At 67.1% G+C, this 19,112-nt stretch carries 17 protein-coding genes and 9 tRNA genes; 18 read left to right on the plus strand and 8 right to left on the minus strand.

What is annotated here, in order from left to right:
- The first annotated feature begins 12 nt into the window (after positions 1–12).
- From C1M51_RS09235 to C1M51_RS09300, 13 genes are all read left to right on the plus strand, one after another.
- A tRNA-His gene (locus C1M51_RS09235) sits at positions 13–83 on the plus strand.
- A gap of 20 nt (positions 84–103) precedes the next feature.
- Positions 104–179: transfer RNA gene (locus tag C1M51_RS09240), tRNA-Lys, on the plus strand.
- A gap of 7 nt (positions 180–186) precedes the next feature.
- A tRNA-Leu gene (locus tag C1M51_RS09245) sits at positions 187–272 on the plus strand.
- Positions 273–277: 5 nt separating this feature from the next.
- Positions 278–352, plus strand: a tRNA-Met gene (locus C1M51_RS09250).
- Positions 353–480: 128 nt separating this feature from the next.
- A complete protein-coding gene (locus C1M51_RS19380; protein WP_409072627.1) occupies positions 481–597 on the plus strand; it encodes an SEC-C metal-binding domain-containing protein in 117 nt (38 codons plus the stop codon).
- Positions 598–630: 33 nt separating this feature from the next.
- Positions 631–721, plus strand: a tRNA-Ser gene (locus C1M51_RS09260).
- A gap of 9 nt (positions 722–730) precedes the next feature.
- Positions 731–804, plus strand: a tRNA-Lys gene (locus C1M51_RS09265).
- 101 nt (positions 805–905) lie between these two features.
- Positions 906–980: transfer RNA gene (locus tag C1M51_RS09275), tRNA-Val, on the plus strand.
- Between the two features lie 7 nt (positions 981–987).
- Positions 988–1,063 (plus strand) — tRNA-Arg (locus tag C1M51_RS09280).
- Between the two features lie 40 nt (positions 1,064–1,103).
- A complete protein-coding gene (locus C1M51_RS09285; protein WP_129449264.1) occupies positions 1,104–1,679 on the plus strand; it encodes an HNH endonuclease in 576 nt (191 codons plus the stop codon).
- A 203-nt stretch (positions 1,680–1,882) separates the two neighbouring features.
- Positions 1,883–1,950: transfer RNA gene (locus tag C1M51_RS09290), tRNA-Ile, on the plus strand.
- A gap of 275 nt (positions 1,951–2,225) precedes the next feature.
- Entirely contained in the window at positions 2,226–3,365 is a 1,140-nt protein-coding gene (locus tag C1M51_RS09295; protein ID WP_129449266.1) for a slipin family protein, read from the plus strand.
- Between the two features lie 59 nt (positions 3,366–3,424).
- Positions 3,425–4,642 carry an RtcB family protein gene (locus tag C1M51_RS09300; protein WP_129449268.1) on the plus strand — a complete coding sequence of 406 codons (1,218 nt, stop codon included), beginning with the start codon at positions 3,425–3,427 and terminating at the stop codon, positions 4,640–4,642.
- Positions 4,643–4,754: 112 nt separating this feature from the next.
- On the opposite strand, the gene C1M51_RS09305 is transcribed toward C1M51_RS09300, so the two are convergent.
- Positions 4,755–5,210 carry a hypothetical protein gene (locus C1M51_RS09305; RefSeq protein WP_129449270.1) on the minus strand — a complete coding sequence of 152 codons (456 nt, stop codon included), beginning with the start codon at positions 5,208–5,210 and terminating at the stop codon, positions 4,755–4,757.
- Positions 5,211–5,436: 226 nt separating this feature from the next.
- On the opposite strand from C1M51_RS09305, the gene C1M51_RS09310 reads away from it, so the two are divergent.
- Positions 5,437–6,123: a hypothetical protein gene (locus tag C1M51_RS09310; RefSeq protein WP_129449272.1), complete on the plus strand. Its 687-nt coding sequence runs from the start codon at positions 5,437–5,439 to the stop codon at positions 6,121–6,123.
- Here the strand turns inward: C1M51_RS09310 and C1M51_RS09315 are convergent.
- From C1M51_RS09315 to C1M51_RS09335, 5 genes are all read right to left on the minus strand, one after another.
- A complete protein-coding gene (locus C1M51_RS09315) occupies positions 6,078–7,250 on the minus strand; it encodes a Wadjet anti-phage system protein JetD domain-containing protein (RefSeq protein ID WP_242500016.1) in 1,173 nt (390 codons plus the stop codon). The two genes, C1M51_RS09310 and C1M51_RS09315, sit on opposite strands and share 46 nt — an antisense overlap.
- Before the next feature lie 58 nt (positions 7,251–7,308).
- A complete protein-coding gene (locus tag C1M51_RS09320; RefSeq protein WP_129449274.1) occupies positions 7,309–10,956 on the minus strand; it encodes an SbcC/MukB-like Walker B domain-containing protein in 3,648 nt (1,215 codons plus the stop codon).
- Between the two features lie 3 nt (positions 10,957–10,959).
- Positions 10,960–11,610: a DUF4194 domain-containing protein gene (locus C1M51_RS09325; RefSeq protein WP_129449276.1), complete on the minus strand. Its 651-nt coding sequence runs from the start codon at positions 11,608–11,610 to the stop codon at positions 10,960–10,962.
- Positions 11,607–13,043 carry a Wadjet anti-phage system protein JetA family protein gene (locus tag C1M51_RS09330; protein WP_242500017.1) on the minus strand — a complete coding sequence of 479 codons (1,437 nt, stop codon included), beginning with the start codon at positions 13,041–13,043 and terminating at the stop codon, positions 11,607–11,609. The genes C1M51_RS09325 and C1M51_RS09330 overlap by 4 nt, the downstream gene beginning before the upstream one ends.
- Before the next feature lie 215 nt (positions 13,044–13,258).
- On the minus strand, positions 13,259–13,549 hold the full coding sequence (locus C1M51_RS09335; RefSeq protein ID WP_129449278.1) for a YlcI/YnfO family protein: 291 nt from the start codon (positions 13,547–13,549) through the stop codon (positions 13,259–13,261).
- Positions 13,550–13,933: 384 nt separating this feature from the next.
- On the opposite strand from C1M51_RS09335, the gene C1M51_RS09340 reads away from it, so the two are divergent.
- The 3 genes from C1M51_RS09340 (at position 13,934) to C1M51_RS09350 (ending at position 15,892) form a co-directional block, all read left to right on the plus strand.
- The gene (locus tag C1M51_RS09340) at positions 13,934–14,266 is read left to right on the plus strand and encodes a helix-turn-helix domain-containing protein (protein WP_129449280.1); all 333 of its coding nucleotides are present in this window, start codon (positions 13,934–13,936) and stop codon (positions 14,264–14,266) included.
- Positions 14,267–14,268: 2 nt separating this feature from the next.
- The gene (locus tag C1M51_RS09345) at positions 14,269–15,510 is read left to right on the plus strand and encodes a type II toxin-antitoxin system HipA family toxin (RefSeq protein ID WP_165349665.1); all 1,242 of its coding nucleotides are present in this window, start codon (positions 14,269–14,271) and stop codon (positions 15,508–15,510) included.
- A gap of 67 nt (positions 15,511–15,577) precedes the next feature.
- Positions 15,578–15,892 (plus strand): ATPase with chaperone activity, encoded by a 315-nt coding sequence (locus C1M51_RS09350; protein ID WP_129449284.1) that lies wholly within the window; start codon positions 15,578–15,580, stop codon positions 15,890–15,892.
- Between the two features lie 27 nt (positions 15,893–15,919).
- On the opposite strand, the gene C1M51_RS09355 is transcribed toward C1M51_RS09350, so the two are convergent.
- Positions 15,920–16,516: a hypothetical protein gene (locus C1M51_RS09355; protein ID WP_129449286.1), complete on the minus strand. Its 597-nt coding sequence runs from the start codon at positions 16,514–16,516 to the stop codon at positions 15,920–15,922.
- A 10-nt stretch (positions 16,517–16,526) separates the two neighbouring features.
- Positions 16,527–17,240 (minus strand): hypothetical protein, encoded by a 714-nt coding sequence (locus C1M51_RS09360; RefSeq protein ID WP_242500018.1) that lies wholly within the window; start codon positions 17,238–17,240, stop codon positions 16,527–16,529.
- A 141-nt stretch (positions 17,241–17,381) separates the two neighbouring features.
- Between C1M51_RS09360 and C1M51_RS09365 the strand changes: the two genes are divergently transcribed.
- The gene (locus tag C1M51_RS09365; RefSeq protein WP_129449288.1) at positions 17,382–19,082 is read left to right on the plus strand and encodes an FAD-dependent oxidoreductase; all 1,701 of its coding nucleotides are present in this window, start codon (positions 17,382–17,384) and stop codon (positions 19,080–19,082) included.
- Positions 19,083–19,112: the final 30 nt, after the last annotated feature.

Below are 19,112 nucleotides of genomic sequence, written 5' to 3' on the forward strand. Positions count from 1 at the left end.
GTGCGCTTGGGTGTGGCCGTAGCTCAATGGCAGAGCTGCGGGATGTGACCCCGCCGGTGCCGGTTCGACTCCGGCCGGTCACCCCCAAGCGCATGCAATCAATGCGTCGCGAACTCGAGCGGCAGAGTACCGGCCTCTTAAGCCGGCGAGTCAGGGTTCGAGCCCCTGGCGACGCACCAGCATCACCCCCTCGTGGCGGAATAGGCAGACGCACCGGTCTCAGAAACCGGAGCCCGCAGGGCATGTCCGTTCGACTCGGACCGAGGGGACCAACAACAGTCCGGTAGCTCAGTGGCAGAGCGGCGCCCTCATGAGGCGACGGTCGGTGGATCGTGCCCACCTCGGACTACCAGCTTCATCAACCGCACAGGAGGCATGCCATGAAACCGATCGACGAAGACGAAGTGTGCCTTCGAGGTGACGAGCAAGCGCCGCAAGGGCTTCCCGTCCGAGACCCGCGTCAAGCGCGGTGACCGCATCGTGCGCGGCAACAAGGAGCTCAGCGAGAGGCTCGGGCGCAACGACCCCTGCCCGTGCGGATCCGGGAGCTTGTTTCAAGCGCTGCTGCCTGCGCAGCGGGTGCCTTTGACGGCGTGAAGCGCCATCACTACGAGCGCTGACGATTGACATGGAGAGCTGCCCGAGCGGGAAGGGGCTGGCGTGCTAAGCCAAGGTCGGCGACCGGATCGCCGCGGGCGTTCGATCCGCCCGCTCTCCGCCAGACCATGAAGCGGGTGTAGCTCAGAGGCAGAGCAGCCGGCTTTTAACCGGCAGGCCAGGGTTCGACGCCCTGCGCCCGCACCAATCAACCATGCCAACCAGATGCGGCGTAGTCGAGAGGCCTCAGACAACCGGCTTTGACCCGGTGCACGTTGGTTCGAATCCAACCGCCGCTGCCATCAACCAGCTCCTTAGCTCAGAGGCAGAGCAACGCTCTTACAAAGCGAAGGTCGACGTTTCGAAACCGTCAGGGGCTACCAATCTCATGCGTCCGTAGCTCAGTGGCAAGAGCGCGACCCTCCGAAGGTCGAGGCCGGTGGTTCGAATCCACCTGGACGTACCAAACGATCCATTCACCGAACGGCCATGAAAGGAGGCCGACCATGCACCAGCAACACCACAGCCACGTGCTGCAACTCGACATCCAGGGCACGCCGCAGGCGTGGATCTCGCTCGAGCATGCGGCCGTTCACGTGGCCACGGGCTCGGTGGCGTGGGTCGACGGCGATGGCCCGCTTGCCACGCTGCGCGGCGGCTTCAACGTCGCGCGTGGCCGGCAGTCGGTCATCGACGTGTTTCCGATCATGGCGCTGCGCGGTGCCTCGAAGGTCAACCTGTTCGACGTCGTGCCGGCGTTCGCCAAGGACAAGCTGTTCCGTCGTGACCGAATGACGTGCGCGTACTGCGCGCAGCGACTCCACGAGCGCGAGCTGCAGTGCGAGCACATCCTGCCGGAATCGCGCGGTGGTCGCTGGACCTGGATGAACCTGGTCACCGCCTGTGGCGTGTGCAACGGCCGCAAAGCCGACCGCACGCCGGAGGAGGCGGGCATGCCACTGGTGTACCTGCCGTACGTGCCGAGCCGCTTCGAGGACTTTCTGCTCGAAGGCCGGCACATCCGCGCCGACGTGCACGAGTGGCTGGCTGCGCGCCTGCCGAAGGGATCGCGCCTGAGCTGAGAGGCTCAGGCGCTCACGAGTCTGCCGGGGAAGGCGAACGCTCACAGGCCCGGGGTTTCGGCGCAAGCCGGCCCCGCCGGTGCGCGACATCCGGACTCCGTCCGTGGGTGTCGCGCATGCCGCGCCGCCGGAACCGGCCGATGCCGGGTCATCAATGGAATGCACTGCAAGGTGCCGGGTTCGATTCCCGGATGGCCCACCACTGGATAGCTCAGTCGGGTAGAGCAACGACCTGATAAGTCGTCTGTCGCGGGTTCGACTCCCGCTCCAAGCACTGGACTACGAATCCAGCTACCAACGGTCGAAAGACCACCGCCGAACGTGAGCAGAAGGTGAATCGCCGCAAGGCGTGCAACCCGAGGCCCATCAGCGGCGGCCGCTCGTGCGGCGAGCACGCGGGGTTTCGCATCCAGGGCCAGCCGAGGCCGTGCTCAGCCATGACACGACCGACGCGCACCCTGGCGTCCGGACCCAGGCATTCGTCGTCCGCGGCCGTCGCTGTAACGGCACCTTTTCAACCCACGCTCAACAAGAAGGAGAACTCCCATGAAGTTCATCAAGCGTGTCACTGTGAAGAAGAACGAGCGCGGCTTGCTGCTGCGCAATGGCGACTTCGACCGTGTGCTGCAACCCGGCGCGCACTGGCTGGTCGCCGGCCTCGACACCCTGCGCGTGGAACTCTTCGCGCTCGAGCAGCCGGCGTTCACGCACGGCCTGGCCGACTACCTGATGGCCAAGGAGCCGGCGGTTGTCGCTGCCGAGTTCGTGCGCGTCGAGCTCACCGAGAACCAGGTCGGCCTGCGCACCGAGAACGGCGCGCTGGTCGAGGTGCTGGCGCCGGCCACCCGGCGCCTGTACTGGAAGGGCCTGGTCGACGTGCAGGTCGAGGTGATCGACATCGCCGCATCGGCCGAAGTGCCGGCTGCGCTAGTGGCGCGCCTCGTGCAGACGCAGCTGCGCCAGCGTGCGGTGCAAGGCCTGGCCGGCGTGCTGCAGGTGCAGGTGCCCGAACACGGCGCCGGCATCCTGTGGATCGACGGCAAGGTCGAGCGGCTGCTCACGGCCGGCTCGTACGCGTTCTGGAAGTTCAACCGCAACGTGTCGGTCGAGCTCGTGGACCTGCGGCTGCAGGCGTTGGAGGTGACGGGCCAGGAGATCCTGACCCGCGACAAGGTGGCGCTGCGGCTGAACCTGTCGGCCACCTGGCGCTTCGCGGACGTGCTGAAGGCGTACAAGGAACTGGCCAAGCCCGCAGAACACCTGTACCGCGAGCTGCAGTTCGGCCTGCGCGCGGCGGTGGGCACCCGCTCGCTCGACGAGCTGCTCGAGAACAAGACGGTGATCGACGAGGTCGTGACCGCCCAGGTGAAGTCGAAGCTCGCGGACTACGGTCTGCAGCTCGACGGCGTGGGCGTGAAGGACATCGTGCTGCCGGGCGAGATGAAGACCATCCTCGCCCAGGTGGTCGAGGCCGGCAAGTCGGCCGAGGCCAACGTGATCCGTCGGCGCGAGGAGACGGCGGCGACGCGCTCGCTGCTGAACACCGCCAAGGTGATGGAGGACAACCCCGTCGCCCTGCGGCTGAAGGAGCTCGAGACGCTGGAACGCGTGGCCGAGCGCATCGACAAGATCTCCGTGTTCGGAGGTCTGGACCAGGTGCTCAACGGTCTGGTGAAGCTCCGTTGAGTGCCCGCCCTGGCAGCGCCACAGGCACTGTCGGGGCACTCACAATGGAGAACGACATCATGGAAACGAACTACATCCACGAAGACGTGGGCGGCGGCGTGCCGCTGAAGATGTGGACGCGCGGCGTGCCGGTCGAGGACGCCGCCAAGCGCCAGCTGGAGAACGCTGCGCGCCTGCCGATCGTCTTCAAGCACGTCGCGGCGATGCCGGATGTGCACTTCGGCATCGGCGCCACCGTCGGGTCGGTGATCCCGACCCTCAAGGCCATCATCCCGGCCGCGGTGGGCGTGGACATCGGCTGCGGCATGATCGCCTGCAAGACCACGCTGACGGCAGAGGACCTGCCGGACAACCTGGGCCCGCTGCGTTCGGCGATCGAACGCGCGGTGCCGCACGGCCGTGCGCCGGGCTCTCGCGACCCGGGCGCGTGGCAGAAGGCGCCGGGCTCGGTGAACACCGCGTGGGCGCAGCTCGAGCCGGAGTTCACCGAACTCTGCCGCGACTACCCGAAGCTGGAGAAGACCAACCACATCCAGCACCTGGGCACGCTGGGCACCGGCAACCACTTCATCGAGGTCTGCCTCGATGAAGCGGGATTCGTCTGGTTCATGCTGCACTCGGGCTCGCGCGGCGTCGGCAACTTCATCGGCACGATGTTCATCGAGCTGGCCAAGCAGGACGCGATGCGCCATCAGGCGAATCTGCCGGACCGCGACCTGGCCTACTTCGAGGAAGGCAGCCGCTACTTCGGCGACTACGTGCGCGCGGTGGGCTGGGCGCAGAAGTTCGCGGCGATCAACCGCGAGGTGATGATGAAGCGCGTGATCGAAGCCGCGAAGACGGTGATCCGCAAGAACTTCCAGAGCCACGTCGAGGCGGTGAACTGCCACCACAACTACGTGCAGAAGGAGCATCACTTCGGCGAAGACGTGTACGTGACCCGCAAGGGCGCGGTCAGCGCGAAGACCGGGCAGCTGGGCATCATCCCTGGCAGCATGGGCGCGCGCAGCTACATCGTGCGTGGCAAGGGCAACCCGGAGTCGTTCGAGTCGTGCTCGCACGGCGCCGGGCGTGTCATGAGCCGCGGCGAGGCCAAGCGCCGCTTCACGCTGGCCGACCACCGCGCCGCCACCGAAGGCGTCGAATGCCGCAAGGACAAGGACGTCATCGACGAAACGCCCGCGGCCTACAAGGACATCGACGCCGTGATGGAAGCGCAGCGCGACCTGGTCGACGTGGTGCACACGTTGAAGCAGGTGGTGTGCGTGAAGGGCTGAAACCAGCGCTCAGTTTGGGGCGTTCACCGCGAGGTGGACGCCCATTTTCGTTTTTGATCCTGAGATCTACGCGAGGTGACCGAACGCGTGCGCTCAGACACGAATTGCCTACCTAACCCTCGTCAGGTGGATCGCTGCTGAACGAAACAGAGGCAATCAGTGCCTTGCCGTAGTGAGGCTCTTGGAAGTGGAGATACACGGATAGCAGCTTGCCGGCCGTCGCCATCGCCAGCAGGAGGTCGAACTCTCGGTCGGAAAGGTGGACACCACCGTCAAATTCAGGCTTTGCTGCGATCCAAACTCCTACGCAGGGGATCTCGACGTTGCCAAGGCCGGGCTCGGACTCGGGGGTCACACGCAGTGCGAATGCTGAGACGCCGCGCACTGGTGATGTGAACTCGCCTCGAATGTCGAGCGACAGCAAGCTTTGCCGGACACTCTGGTTGTTCCTGCGATCGCCGTAGACAAACACGTAGCCGCCCCAGTTGGTCACCGAGCCGGCACGGGACACCATTGCCCGCTTGGATGGTTTGCGTGCGCGTTTGGTCTGCTTGATCGAGCTAGTCACAATTCACCTTCGCTTGGCCGCTGAAACGTGGTGGGTCACAAACTGGTCAACATTCCGACCAAAGATCCGCATTCTGATCATCGAGGTAACCAGCAGCGCCAAGCCGACGACTGCAGCTGCGCGTAGGCGGCACCGCCCGGTCCCGGGGGCGACGTCGCTGAGCTGCTGACTAGGACGCCTTCGCTAGGGTGTACGGAATGCGGGACGACGCATAAGGAGATTCCGAATGCCGATGGACCCTTACCACGCCTTCCTCGTCCAACGCCGGAGCGACCTCCGGCGCATCGCGCGGCAGACCTGTGGCGAGCACACGGCCGAAGACGTCGAGGTCGAAGCCTGGTTGATCGCCGAGCGTATTGCGACAAAGCGTGGTTTCGCGATCAACTTCAGCCACCGCGCCGATCAGGAGCAGGTGCTGGCATGGCTGCACAACCGCCTTGTCAAGTATGCGGACAAGCACGTTCGCTATGCCGTCAAGCTGGACAAGGACTGGGACAAGGAGGATGCCGACTCCGCCGTACACACAATGGCGCGCCTGTTGACGGCGCCGGAGGCTTTTGATCCGGCAGTCCTGCTGCTGCGTCGCGAAGAGGCGTTTGATCCGCTCGCACTGGCGCGGCACAGCTACTCGCAAGCGTCGGCCTACGTCATCCTGTTGTGTCGCTTCGAGTGGGATGCGGAAGAACTGGCCGCACACCTGCGCATCGTGACGCAAACCCTGGTTGCGCGGCTGCGCTGGTTCGGTGCGTGGACGCGTTGGCAGGCCGGCCTATTCGATGGCGTGCAGGCGGTAGCGATCGATTTCGAGCCAACGAAGGCCCGATCTTTCCCGACTCGTTTGCCCGAGCCTGTCGTCTGCATCGACTCTCAGCTCGCCTGGCCCTTCGCGGTACCGCCCGGCCACAACTCCTGATCCACGCATCGCCCCGCGCTTCGAAGGGCTGGCAGAAGCACCTCGTCTGCAAATGAGCAGCCAGTGAAGCCGGGATCTTGCTGTCGCTCTTTGCTCGCCTCGTCTGGGCTGTGTCCCATGTCGAGCGAGGCCAACAGGGCATCGTAGCCCGGTCGCCACGCGCGGCAGGCCGGAAAGCTTGCTCGCAGCTGCGCGAGGATGGCAAGGCCGGCGAAGTCGAGGTCGCCATAGAACGCTACCGTCGGTTCGCCTGCACCAGCGTAGAGCCACGCCTCGAAGCGAGGGGCGCCCGCGTCGGACACATGGCCACGCCAATACAGCGATGAGCCCGCGCGCTCACGCAGGCGCAGTGCCCCGCTGCGGAAGCCCGCCGCATACAGCAGGGCCGCGCGCGCCCAGGCCGGCTGACGCCGCCCTGCCATCCGCTCAAAGCTCACGCCGTTCTCGATGAACAGGACATCGTCGCCCGACCAGCTTTCGGGCAGATCGACAAGCAGCTGGATCGGCGCCTCGAGAAAGCGTCCTTCGCCCGCACCCAGCAGCCGAAGCAGCTCCTCGCGCGCATCCAGTACCTTGCTGTGTCCGCGGAAGTGCCGAGCCGACAGTTCGCGCAGGTAGGGCGTCAGCTCAGTAGTAGCAGCAGCGCAATCGGCTGCCAGTGCGTTGAGCACGGCGGCACTGGCGGCCGGCTCCTGTCCCTCGAAAGCGGGCAGCGGGCTGCGCAGCAGGTAGTCCAGCAGCGCCGGCGCGTTGGGCACGGTCAGCAGCGCCGGCTGCTCACGCAGCGCCTGTACAAGTTGGCGACTCCACCGCGGCGCGGCAGGTTCAAAGCCGCTCCACTCGGCCAGTGCCACAGCATCAATCAGCACCAACATGGGCCGGCGATCGGCCAGCGTCTGGAAGGCCCGGGCCTTGTCCGCCTTCAGCCGGACCCAGCCCGTCGCGCAGAGCCCATCGAGGAGCAGCTCCAGATGCGCCAGCGCCTCGGGCGACGCGGCGCCTTGCAATTCCGGCAGCACCGCAGCGTCGAGTGTCAGAGAGACGGCTCGCCCACCCTCGCTGCGCTCGGCCTTGCGCAACAACGCATGTGCCAAGCGCGACAGGAGCGGATGCGCCGGCGGCATCATTTGACGACCCATCGCGGTGCACACTCCGGCATTCGCGTCTGGCGGCGGCCCGGAGCGCTCATGCCGACCGTTCGCCTGTCTCTTGCTCTTCGAACGCCAGCCGCGCCTGCGCCCTGGCGGCCTGAGCATGCTCGGCCCACAGCGCGGCCAGAGCGTCGCGCTTGAAGTCCTTCTCCTGCACCTCGCTGATGTGCACGACCTGGCCCTCAGCTTCGGCCTCCAGCTTCGAAAAGGTGTACTCCTTGTCGAACTCGGGCTTGATCGCGCCGGACTTCGATGTGGGCATCGCAACGATCAGTTGCAGGCCCATGTTCTGCGCCAGGAAGCGCATCACCGCTCGCGAACGTGCCTCGTCCATCTTTGAGAATGCTTCATCGCTGAGCATCAGCCGCAGCGCTGGCGCGTTCGGCGCGCGGCCGAAGTGCCCGAGCGCATGCGCCAGCACGGCGGCCCGGATCACATAGAACGGTGTCTCCAGTTCGCCGCCGGAGCCGGTACCCCAGGTGGACATCGGCGTTCGGTGGCCGCCAGCGATGCGGTGGATGTCGTAGCGACGGTAGTTCCGATAGTCGGCGAGCTCCTTTAGCGCACGCTCGGCAGCGATCTGGTCCTGCGACAGCAGCAGGCGCTTGATCTCCTGGGCAGTGGCGCGGTGTTCGGGTGAGAGCTGAGGGGCGTCGAAGATGGGCGTGCGGTCCTTCTCCAGTTGATCGACCACGCCGTCCAGCGCCTCGAAGAAGTCGTAGTAGTCCTTGTAGCGCGGCACCCAGTCCTGCACCACGTCGTAGGAGTCCACGCCGAATTGGATGGCCTTCAGCTCCTGGCTGAGTTTGCGCAGCGTGTTGGAGCCATCCTTCACATCGCGCCGGACCTTGAAGCAGAAGTCGCTGGTGAACACATGGTTGAACGTGGCCTCGGCCTTCTCCAGCCGTGAGACGTTCTCGGCTAGACCGATACCGTCCTGCCGGCGGATCTGCTCGCGCGCGATCTGCTGCACCGCCAGCACCGCTTGCAAGACCGCCTCCAACTGGTCAACGCTGCGCGGCGGCTCGGACCAGACGAAGCGTTCCTCATCGGTGCGCGCACCGGCAAGGTACGTGCCAATGTGGTTGCGCAGCGTCTTGAGGCGGTCCGGGAGGTTCTCCGCAGCATTCGTTGCGTTGTTGTGAAGGGTCGCGGCACTGGGAAGCTCGGCTTCTCCGATCGAGCGGGCCTCGTCCAGCAGTTGCAACTCGCTGGCCACCGCGCCGGCCGCGCTGGCAAAGCGGCTGATCCACACCTGGGCCGTCACAATATCCAGCGCCAGCTCAGGCAGCCGGATATCGAGCTCGCCGAGCGTCTTGAGCAACTGGGCGAGTTCCTTGTTCTGAACCCCGACAGCCTGCTGCTCAGCGTCCCACTGGGCCTGCTTCGTGGCGAGGCGCTCACGCAACGCGTCGCGCCGCCGCTCCAGCGCCTCGATGCTGGACGTGTCGAGCTGCTGCAGATGGAGCTCGACGTCCACATGCTTCAGTCGCGTCGCCAGCGCCTCTTCGAGCGCTTCCGCGAGCGAGGCAGCTCGGCTCTGGCTGAACCAGCTCTGCACCAGCGTCAGCGACTGCGCCATGCCTTTGAGCTGCTGCAACTCTGGCACCAGTGCATCGAGCCGCGCGCTGACCCAGGCCAACCGACGTTTGCGGCTCTCCAGGCCGAAGGCCAGCTCATGATCCGCCGCCAAGCAGGCGAACATGCCGTAGGCGCGACTGCCCAGACCCTGCTGCATCAAGCCCTGCGGCGTGCGGCGCAGCTCAGCCTCGCTGGTCACCTGGCGCACGCGTCCATACAGCGCCAGCAGGTAGGCCTTGCCGACCGAATGCTCGCACACCAACTCATGGAGGATGCTCTGCGGCGGCAAGGTCATGCCGCGCGTGTCCTCGACGGCCTTGGCGCCTTGCACGATCTTCGGCGAGCGGCGTGCGAAGTGGCGCTTGACGAGCCGGATCGCAGCCTCCTCGAAGTCTGGCTCGACGATCAATGCGAACCGGTCGCGCCCCATGTAGCCTTCGATGGCGGCTTGCCACGCGCTGCGCGGCCGCGGTTCGACCAGCGCGGCCAGCATGCGCGGACGGCAGGCAGGCAGCTCCGCCTCCAGCAGGCTCAACGCCTGTTGCACGTCGCCGGGGGCCGGAGTGCGCCCCTGCAGCAGCAGGGTCTGCTCGGCGCGCAGGGCGGTCTGCTCGTCCAGCAGCACGGACTGTTGCTTGAGCAACTCGCTGCGCGCCGTCACCAATGCGGACATCACCGACAGATCGTCCTGTCCGAGCAGAACGACCTCAAGCGCACGCAGCGCCTGATCCAGCGGCTCCAGCTCGAAGGCTGCCAGCTCGTCCCCTAGTCGGGCGGCAGACAGCAGTGCCTCTCGTGCCGGCTCCCACTGCTTTGTCGCTTGGAGCGCAGCCGAGCCCAGTCGACGAACCGCCGCCTGAAAGTCGGGGAGCAGCGAGAGATCCAGCGCCAGCAGCTGATTCACGTGTGCCAGCACCTGGTCCATGTGCCGTGCAGCCTGCTGAACCCGGCTCCACTCCTTGCGGAACTGCTCTGCGTACTGGGCCGCCAGCGTTGTCAGGCGCTGCTTTTCCTGCGCGATGCCGTTCTGCGCCAGTTCGCCCTGCACCAGTGCCAGTTCCTCGCCCAGCGACCCGCGCTCGAGGGCGATCGCGTCCAGCCGATTCTGCGAGTCGGTGGCGTGGCCTTGAAGCTGCGAGCGGCGGCGCTCGGTACGCTCGCGCTCGCCCTGGGTGTCACGCTGCACGCGCAGCGCATGGGCGTTGCGCATCACCACGTGGCGGCGCAGCAGTGCGACGACATCACCGGCTGCCTCGTCCACCAGCTTGAGACGGTCGATGTTCAACCTTAGGCGCTCTGCGTCGGCCTTCAGCCGGGCGATCTCCTGCATCAGCTGGCGCATCTTGCCAACTTCCTGGCTGAAGTCGTTCGCGTCGAGAATCTCATCGCGCACCAGCTCGTTGACGTTGCCGATCTCGCGGTAGGCCATGGCCTTGACGATGGCTCGAGCGCAGCGCGTCGCGTCCGCCTCGGGCACGAACTTGCGGCCCAGCAGGTGACCGTAGAGATGCTGCAGGTAGCTGTCCTTGCCTTCGAAGCGCATCAACTGCTCGGCCTGCAGGCCCAGCCGGAGCTGGAGCTGGGCATAGGCCTCCTTCAGCGGCAACGGCCGGACGCGGCCCGGGACCACGTCGCTCGCGGGCAGGCTCGTCGATAGATGCGACAGTTCCAGACTCGCCCCGCGCAGCAGGAAGAACAGCGGCTTGCCACCCTCGGCCCGGCCGCTTTCTACGTGCGCCTCGACGCCCAGAAGAGCACTGAAGGGCGCGGCCTCCGCCTCGTGGTCCGACGGCTCGAAGCTCAAAGCCACGTAGCTGGTCGCGCGCTGGCGCAGGAATACCTCGCTGCCACACTGGCCCAGCGCGTAGGCATGCAGCGTGCGCGGCTCCTTGCCACCCCGGCGGCCCTGGGTCGATTCGTTCTGGCCCGCGTTGAAGTGGAAGACCCCCTGGCGCGCCGCCGTGAGCACGGCCTGGATCGCATCCAACAACGTGGACTTGCCTGAACCGGATTCGCCGGTGAGCAGCGTCGCATTGGCTAGCAGCCAGTCGCGTGTCTCCAGCGTTCCCCAGTTGACGGTGATCAGCCGCTGCAGGCGCATTGCTCAGGCCTGCCTTTCCTGCATCAGCTGGCGCACTTCAAGCAGCGCCTCGTCGCTCACAAAGGAGAGGATGGGCCTCAGCACGCCCAGCAGCATCTCCATCTGGCCGAAACCGGCGTCCGCCTCGCGAAAGCGCACCAGGCGGTGTTTGCGCAGCTCGCGCAGAAGCTGGACGCGCTCAGCAGTCGAGGCCGGCAGCGTCGTGCCGAGCAGCGAGACGAGCGTCTGCGAGAGCTCCTCCAAGCTGATGGCCAGCTCCTGATTGACCAGTTCGCGCTTGCCGGTCAGCCCCTCGGTGTAGAGAAATCGCAGACCCAGCGCCGCGGCGACGACATCCTTCGACAGGCGCGCGCGCAGCTTCTTGACACCGTCCTCGTCCTCCTGGTCGTCGCCCGGCGGATACAGCCGCATGAGGTTGGCGTCGACGTCATGCGTCAGCGCGAAGCCGAGCACGTCGAACCATTCGCGCAACAGTTCCTCGGCCAGCGTGGCGTCGTCGTAGAGCGCCTGCTCGGGCTTGGAATAGTCGCGCCACAGGATGCCGGCGGCCAGCAGGCGATTGCAGATCTCGGCGAAGCGACGGCGCGAGACGTTGCCGGCAGTGCGCTCGGCAAGACGAGTTTCGAGCAGAGCGTGGAAGGTCTCGGAGGTCATTTCTTTGGCACGCGGCGCAACTCGTAGTCATCAGCGATGAAGCTCGCCGTCTCGAAGCGATCACCCAGCTTGCTGACCTGCCAGCGTTCGCGGCCCAGCGCTGATCGCGCTGCACCAACGGCGTGCAGGCTGGTCAGCACCTCTTCCGCCCTCCGCGCCGCAAGATCAGACAGGCGCAGCGACACCGCACCAACCTGACCCAGTTGCCGCAACACGCGCTCCTCGCTGATGACGAAGGCCTCGGCCTCGGCCCGGCGCAGCGCCGCCTCGAGCCGGCTGTCGACGCGAATCCGCCACTCGGGCTCGTCGCCTTCGATCTGCTGGCGCTCGCGTTGGGTCCAGCGCAGACCGCCGGCAGGCAGCAGGCGCACCTCGGCCGTGGCCAGGCGTTGGCCTAGCAGCTCCAGCCACGCATCCTTGCCTGCGGCATCGGCAGCCTTCAGGGCTGACAGCGTCAAGCCCATCGGCGACTCGGCGCCATAGTCCAGTGAGAGCGCCTGGCGCAGCAAACTGGTGAATCGGCGCACGTAGTTGTGCATCTCGCTGCGCAGCATCGGCAGCTTCAGTCCACAGGCTGCGTCGATCAGCGCTTCCACCCGCTGACAGAGCCACAGCGTCGCACTGCGACCGCCATCGAGCATCGGCTCCAGCCAGTCGGCGCGTTGGCGCAGCGCGGCGTCGGTTCGCTCGCGTTGCTCGGCAGGCCAGGCGCGAATCTGGTCCAGCAGCTCGACGATCCTTCCGCGGTGGCGGTCCACCGAATCGGCCACGAGCCGCACGGACATCTCCTTGCCGAAGCGTCGCTCGAGGAAATCGTTGAACTCGTCCCAGGCTAGCTTCTGCGTCAACGCCTCACGGGTGAGACTCTGCATCAGCGCGCGGAAGTACTCGATGTCGTCCTGCAGATCCTGGACGACGCGGCTGGCGTAGTCGTGGGCATCAAGCAACTCGTCCTCGTCCAGGTGATCCAGGAAGGCCTGGAGCGCCTTGCGGGCCGAGCGCATGTTGCGCTGGCGAGTCTTGTGGCGCGTATTGTCGAGTTCGGCAAAGGTCTCGGCGAAAGCCTTGCCGGCGCGGGTCAGCTTGAGCACAGGCTGCAGGTCGATCGGATCCTTGTAGTCCTCCAGCCAGCCGTGCTCCTTCAGCGCGCGCAGCAGGTTGAGCGCATAGCTGCGCTCCACGTCGGCATTCACGGTTTGAGCAGCCTGTGCGGTGGACAGCGCGCCCTCGCGGTAGGCTGGCAGGGCAATCACGCCCAGGCAGATCTCCAGCACCAGGTCCTTCGTCAGCGCCTGGGCGTAGTCGGCTTCCGGGCCGTGTACGCGTTCGTGCAGGTTGCGCAATACGGCTGCGCAGGCCTCGCGGTCTTGCCGGGTCAGGGGGCGGAAGAAATGCTCGGCGGAACCGTGGAAGAAGATGGCCGAAGCGGACACGAAAGTCCCTCCCAGTCCATGCAGCCTGCCGAATCGGCCTGCGTCGGCGGCGCGTGCGGCGATTATCGCCGCGGGGGAGTTCAACCTGCCACCTCATATTGGAGGGTCAGGGCAGGGGCCTTCGCCGCGAGTGGACGCCCTATTTTGCGTATGACGGGCACTCGGACATGGACGCGCTGGCTGTGCCCGCGCGGGCTCCCATCGAACCCCGGTGCTCACACAGCTTCGTCGGCCTCGCCGAGCAGTTGTGCACGGCGCTCATCGAGACACCGCCGCATCTTTGCGAGCACCTCATCGCTGGAGAACGCGTCGCCGGTGACCAAGTAGTGCTTGAGCGCGGCGTCGCAGCGTGCGTCGAAATCGCGCAGGGCCAGGCGGTGCTCGACCGCACGGCGAACCGCTGACTCCACAAAGGCGGACAGCGTCTCGCCTTCGGCCAGCACGGCCTCGATAGCCGCGCGTAGCGCCGGCTCGACGCGAACTTGGGGCAGGGCAGCTGACTTCATACCTCAATGTAGTGCCTTTGCGCTGCGACAGGCGCATCTTGTGCCGTCGGGGCGAAAGGCTAGAGGCGCCGATCGGTCAGCTTGGATCGCGCCGAGAGAGGCAGCTCTTCGACCCGTGCAATAAACTTGGCGCGATGCTAGGCCAGTCGCAACAACTCCTGCCTGTTTCGGACTGGACCCGTGGCGGGGAGCGTCCTAAGTCCTTGTCGGCGCTTGCGCGCCGAAGCAGTTAACTTAGCGCCCTACGGGGCGGCCGAGACCGGCTGTTCGAAATGGCTCTTGGCGATGACAACGCAGGCGCAATAAAGCTATATAAATTTTCCCGAAAGAAGGGATCGTGATAAGCTTTATTTTGTGTCGAGAGCATCTCCTTCTCTTTCCAGCATGCCGCCACAGGCGGCCAAGGCGCTGACCGAACTGGGCGAGCGGCTCGCGCTGGCACGGCTGCGGCGCAAGCAGTCGCAGCGCGCCTGGGCCCAGCGCCTGGGGGTGTCGGTGCCGACGCTCGCCAGCATGGAGCGTGGCGAGCCAGGTGTGAGCATGGGCGTGTACGCGACGGCGCTGTGGATCATTGGCCGCGCCGGCGCGCTGCCTGACCTGGCTGATCCCCAGCAGGATCTGGGCGCGTTGGAGGCTGACGTGCGCGCCGCGGCGCAGGAGCGCCAGCTGAGATCCAGGCGCGGGCGCGCCGCGCGTGCTGCCAAGGACCAAGCTTGAGCATGGCCTACGAGGTCGTCGACCGGCTGTCCCTGTGGTGGCTTGCCGATCCGGCGCAGCCGGCGTTCGTGGGCGCGCTCAACCTCGTCAAGACGGGCGCGCGGGGTGTGTCCCTGACGTATGCGGCGGCATGGCGCAGCAAAGGCTTCGCGCTCAGCGAGGATCTGCCGCTGAGCGACCTCGAGCACTTGCCCACGGAGAAGGATGCGGCTGCAGGTGCGGTCGACGATGCGCGGCCGGACCGGTGGGGCGAGCGCGTCATCCGGCACATCGACCGGCCGCCGCGGCTGTCGACGCTCGAGATGCTGTACTTCGCCGGCGACGACCGTTTCGGTGCGCTCGGGGTATCGGTCTCGGACGCTGAGTACGTGCCACGCTACCGCGGCGCACTGCCGCATCTGGCCGACGTTGACGCTTTGCACCAGCTTGTGCAGCAGGTGCTGAGAGGCTTGCCGGTCGCGGAGGCGCAGCGTCGGCTGCTGGCGCCCGGCACGCTGGGCGGAGCGCGGCCCAAGGCGCTCGTTGAGATCGACGGTGCGCAGTGGGTCCTGAAGTTCGCCGAGGAGGACATGTCTGCCGAGCCGTTGGCCGAGCATGCGGCCATGACCCTGGCCGCTCGCGCAGGAATCCACGTTGCGCACACGCGCCCCGTGCCGTTCGGCCGCGGTCGTGCCGCGGTCGCAGTCCGGCGCTTCGATCGCGAAGCTGGAGGCCGGCGAGTGCATGCGTTGTCGGCGCACGTTGCGTTGCGCGCGGCGGCCGCGGAGTTGTCCTATCCGGAACTCGCGCAGCTGTTGCGCCGCCGCGGGCCGACCGAGGGCGACCAGAACCGCCGGCAGATGGCCGAGTTGTTCCGGCGCATGGTCTTCAACATCCTGATCGACAACACCGACGATCACGAGAAGAACCATGTGCTGCTCGTGCGCCCGGATCAGCAGCTCGTGCTGTCGCCGGCCTTCGACGTGGTGCCTACCGGACAGTCATTGGGCTACCAGTCCATGGTGGTGGGCGAGCGCGGCGCCGAGTCGAGCATCGACAACGCGCTGTCGCTGTCGCGCCAGTTCTGGCTCGAGCCGAAGGCAGCGCTGGCGCACGCGGCTGATGTGGCTCGGGTGGTCGATGGGTGGCGGGCGCACTTCACTCAGGCCGGGGTGCCCGCGGAGCTCGTCGAGAGACTGGGAGCGGCGATCGACCGGCCGTTCTTGCGCGAGCAGCGCGCCGGGTTGCTTCGCGCAGGGCGCTGAACCTGCGCAGGATTTCATCGAGCATGGGCGGCAGCGACCCGCCCGACACTCTTCGGCAACCTACGAGATGTACGAAATCAACCAGAACGAAGTCCCCGCCTCGTTCATCGACCTGTTCATCCCCCGCGGCGCCACGCGCCCGAACGAGAGCCGCGAGGTCATCGCGGCGCGCTACGAGCTGTGTGAAGACCTGGCGCAGATGCTGACCGAGCATGCCGTGGCCACACGCGCCGATCTGGGTGTCACCGAACTCGACGTGCTGGCGCAACTGCTTCGCGGCCTGCAGACGACCGATTCGGTCGTCGCGCCCGACGAGGCGCACTGGGTGGTGCGCCGGCTGGCGGAGCTGCTGGAGTGGCCGGCGCTCGATCTCCAAGCCTGAGCCTGGCTGGCTCCATTGCGAACGGCATCAGCGCGCCAGCGCCGCCCGGAACTCGCTGTCGTCGATCAATTTGTCGACCAAGGACTTGTAAAGCGCACCGTACTGGTTGATCGCGGCAGGCAGCGCGATCGCACCGAAGAATGACGAAGGCCAACTGGCTTCGACCGCCAGCTCCTTGTCGAACACCCGTTTGCCAGCGCGATCGACCGTGAACTGAGCGGCCAGCCGGGCCGTCCCGGTTCCAATGGCCGCGTCGACCCTGCTGTCGGTGAGCCGGCCTTCGATGACGATCGGCGAATGCTCGTCGTAGAGGTTGGCGGCCCGCATCGCGGCAACGAGCTCTTCCTTCAGTTGTTGCGAGAAGCTCCCGCTGGCTGGTGTCAGCGACGAGCCGCGCAAGCCACCGAGCTTGCGGTCCAGGTCCGGGTCTTTCCCGCGAGCAACAGTGAATGCGCCGGTGGTCACCGGCGCCAGATGGGCTGCGCGCAAGGCCTGCACCGTGGAGGCACTCGCGGTCGGCGGGGGCATCTTCACCGATGCGCAGCCGATCAGGCTGACGCTCAGCATGGCCAAGGGGGCGGCGCGCACCAGGTGCCGAGGCACGGGGATCAAGGCAAGCGACATGGCAGGGGTCTCACTTGAAGTTGCCGTCGAGGGTCAGGTCATGCAGCACATTGCTGATGATCTGGCGCGTCATCAGCGTGACGGCCTCGTCGACGTTCGCGGCCTTGACCGCATTGCCCGGCGCAGCCGAGGCGCCGACGGTCGTGTGGATCGCATGGCGCGCGTTCTTGACGATCGGCTGGGCGTTGAGGCCGGTGCTGTAGGTGGCAGTGCACACGTAGCCATCTGACACTTGCGAGCCCGCCAGGCCGAAGGTCAGCCCGGTGACGAAGGCCTTGGTGAATGCGTCGTCCGTCAAGGGCACGTTGTTCAAGGTGATGCCCAGCAGTGCGCCGTCGGGCACCGGCTCCTCGATCACGTCGCTGAACAGCCCGCTGGTCTTGACTTGCTCGATGACACGCGCCTTCAGCAGTGCGGTCGCGCGTGAGTTCGGCACGCCCCTGGTTTGAAACTCGAACAGCAGCTGGACCGGATGCACCGGCTCTACGCGCCTGTACTTCGATGCGGCAATCTCTTGGGTTGTGCCATCGACGTACATGCTGCTGCAACCTGTCATCGCCAGCAACGTGAACAGCAGCGCGCAGCGCCGAGCCAGCTTGGCCCAAGCCATCGATGCATTCAAAGTGAACCCTCCCGTCAGCCGACAATGTGTGCTCTTCCGGTCCGGAGGACCCTTGCGAGAGCTTTCTGGATCGCTCGGCGGCATTGTGTCGAACGCGGCCACCGCGCGTAGCCGGAGTGTCCCTGCGATGCAGCCCGTGCAGCATCCCTCGAACAAGCGCGATCCGGTCCAGAATCAAGCCGCGCTCTTGCCAAGGTCAGGCCCGCTCCGGCCGCCACCCCTGAAGCGCCCCCGGAGGCGAAGATGGCCACAGACCTGCCGATCGACGGCGCCCCCAGCCGCCGCCACCAGATGTTCCCGGTGCTCAGCGACGCCGAGATCGCGCGCATCAGCCGCTTCGGCAGCGTGCGCCGCTACGTGCGCGGCGAGCGGCTGTTCACCAGCGGCGAGGTGGGCCCGGGCATGTTCGTGCTGCTGGCCGGCGTGGTGTCGGTCACCCACCGCGACGGCCTGGGCCACGTGCTGCCGCTGGTGCGCCAGGGGCCGGGCGAGTTCCTGGCCGAAGTGGGCCAGCTCTCGGGCCGGCCGGCGCTGGTGGACGGCACGGCCGAGGAGGCTGTGGAGGCGCTGCTCGTGCCGCCCACGCAGCTGCGCGCGCTGCTGGTGGCCGAGGCCGAACTGGGCGAGCGCATCACCCGCGCGCTGATCCTGCGGCGCGTGTCGCTCATCGAGTCCGGCGCCAGCGGCCCGGTGCTGATCGGCCCCTCCAGCGCGCCCGACATGCTGCGCCTGCAGGCCTTCCTGCGCCGCAACGGCCAGCCCTACCAGGTGGTCTGCGCGCGCCAGGACGCCGACGCCGCGGCGCTGATCGCGCAGTACGGCGCGGCGCACGAGCAGGTGGTGGTGGTCTGCCCCGACGGCTCGGTGCTGCTCAACCCGAGCGAGGAGGCGCTGGCGCGCTGCATCGGCATGGTCGATACGGCCGAGCGCGACGAGCTGTTCGACGTGGTGGTGGTCGGCGCCGGCCCGGCGGGGCTGGCCACCGCCGTCTACGCGGCCTCGGAGGGCCTGAGCGTGGTGGTGCTCGACTGCCGCGCCTACGGCGGCCAGGCCGGCGCCAGCGCGCGCATCGAGAACTACCTCGGCTTTCCCACCGGCATCTCGGGCCAGGCGCTGGCCGGGCGGGCCTTCGTGCAGGCGCAGAAGTTCGGCGCCGAGATGCTGATCCCGGCGCAGGCCGTCGGGCTCGACTGCAGCCGTGCGAACGAAGGGGCGTCGGCCGAGCTGCAAGTGAAGCTCGCCGACGGGCGACGGCTGCGCGGGCGCAGCGTGGTCGTGGCCAGCGGCGCCCGCTACCGTCGCCCGGCCGTGCCGCGCCTGGCCGAGTTCGAGGGCCGCGGCGTCTGGTACTGGGCCTCGGCGGTGGAGGCGCGCCTGTGCGCGCAGGCCGAAGTCGCGTTGATCGGCGGCGGCAACTCGGCGGGCCAGGCGGCGGTGTTCCTGGCGCAGCATGCCGTCGCCGTGCACATGCTGGTGCGCAGCGCCGGCCTCGCGGCCAGCATGTCGCGCTACCTCATCGACCGCATCGAGGCCACGCCCAACATCCACCTGCGCCCGCACACCGAGCTGTCGCGGCTGGACGGCTGCACCGCTGAGGGCCTGGAAGGCCTGGCCTGGCGCGACCACCGCAGCGGCGCCGAGGAGGCGCGCCGCATCCGCCACCTGTTCCTGTTCGTCGGCGCGGAGCCGGAGGCCGCCTGGCTGCAGGGCTGCGGCGTGGCGGTCGACGCGCACGGCTTCGTGCGCACCGGACAGGCGCTCGATGGGGAGGCCGGCGACGGCCACCGGCCGGCCGCGCTGGAGTCCAACGTGCCCGGCGTGTTCGCGGTAGGCGACGTGCGTTCGGGCTCCGTCAAGCGCGTCGGCGGTGCCATCGGCGAGGGCGCCGCGGCGGTGGCGATGATTCACCAGTTCCTGGCGGCGCGGTCGCCGGTCGCCGCGTAGTGCCCCCACCTCGATCCTCAACCGTTTTGA

This window comes from Methylibium sp. Pch-M (genome assembly GCF_004136295.1).
Lineage (GTDB): Bacteria > Pseudomonadota > Gammaproteobacteria > Burkholderiales > Burkholderiaceae_C > Methylibium > Methylibium petroleiphilum.

Coding starts and splice junctions, on each gene's coding strand:
- C1M51_RS09365 (WP_129449288.1), top strand. CDS start 17,382: ATGGCCACAGACCTGCCGATCGACGGCGCCCCCAGCCGCCGCCACCAG.
- C1M51_RS09310 (WP_129449272.1), top strand. CDS start 5,437: ATGCCGATGGACCCTTACCACGCCTTCCTCGTCCAACGCCGGAGCGAC.
- C1M51_RS09350 (WP_129449284.1), top strand. CDS start 15,578: ATGTACGAAATCAACCAGAACGAAGTCCCCGCCTCGTTCATCGACCTG.
- C1M51_RS09285 (WP_129449264.1), top strand. CDS start 1,104: ATGCACCAGCAACACCACAGCCACGTGCTGCAACTCGACATCCAGGGC.
- C1M51_RS09335 (WP_129449278.1), bottom strand. CDS start 13,549: ATGAAGTCAGCTGCCCTGCCCCAAGTTCGCGTCGAGCCGGCGCTACGC.
- C1M51_RS09325 (WP_129449276.1), bottom strand. CDS start 11,610: ATGACCTCCGAGACCTTCCACGCTCTGCTCGAAACTCGTCTTGCCGAG.
- C1M51_RS09340 (WP_129449280.1), top strand. CDS start 13,934: ATGCCGCCACAGGCGGCCAAGGCGCTGACCGAACTGGGCGAGCGGCTC.
- C1M51_RS09295 (WP_129449266.1), top strand. CDS start 2,226: ATGAAGTTCATCAAGCGTGTCACTGTGAAGAAGAACGAGCGCGGCTTG.
- C1M51_RS09315 (WP_242500016.1), bottom strand. CDS start 7,250: ATGATGCCGCCGGCGCATCCGCTCCTGTCGCGCTTGGCACATGCGTTG.
- C1M51_RS09320 (WP_129449274.1), bottom strand. CDS start 10,956: ATGCGCCTGCAGCGGCTGATCACCGTCAACTGGGGAACGCTGGAGACA.
- C1M51_RS09355 (WP_129449286.1), bottom strand. CDS start 16,516: ATGTCGCTTGCCTTGATCCCCGTGCCTCGGCACCTGGTGCGCGCCGCC.
- C1M51_RS09345 (WP_165349665.1), top strand. CDS start 14,269: ATGGCCTACGAGGTCGTCGACCGGCTGTCCCTGTGGTGGCTTGCCGAT.
- C1M51_RS09300 (WP_129449268.1), top strand. CDS start 3,425: ATGGAAACGAACTACATCCACGAAGACGTGGGCGGCGGCGTGCCGCTG.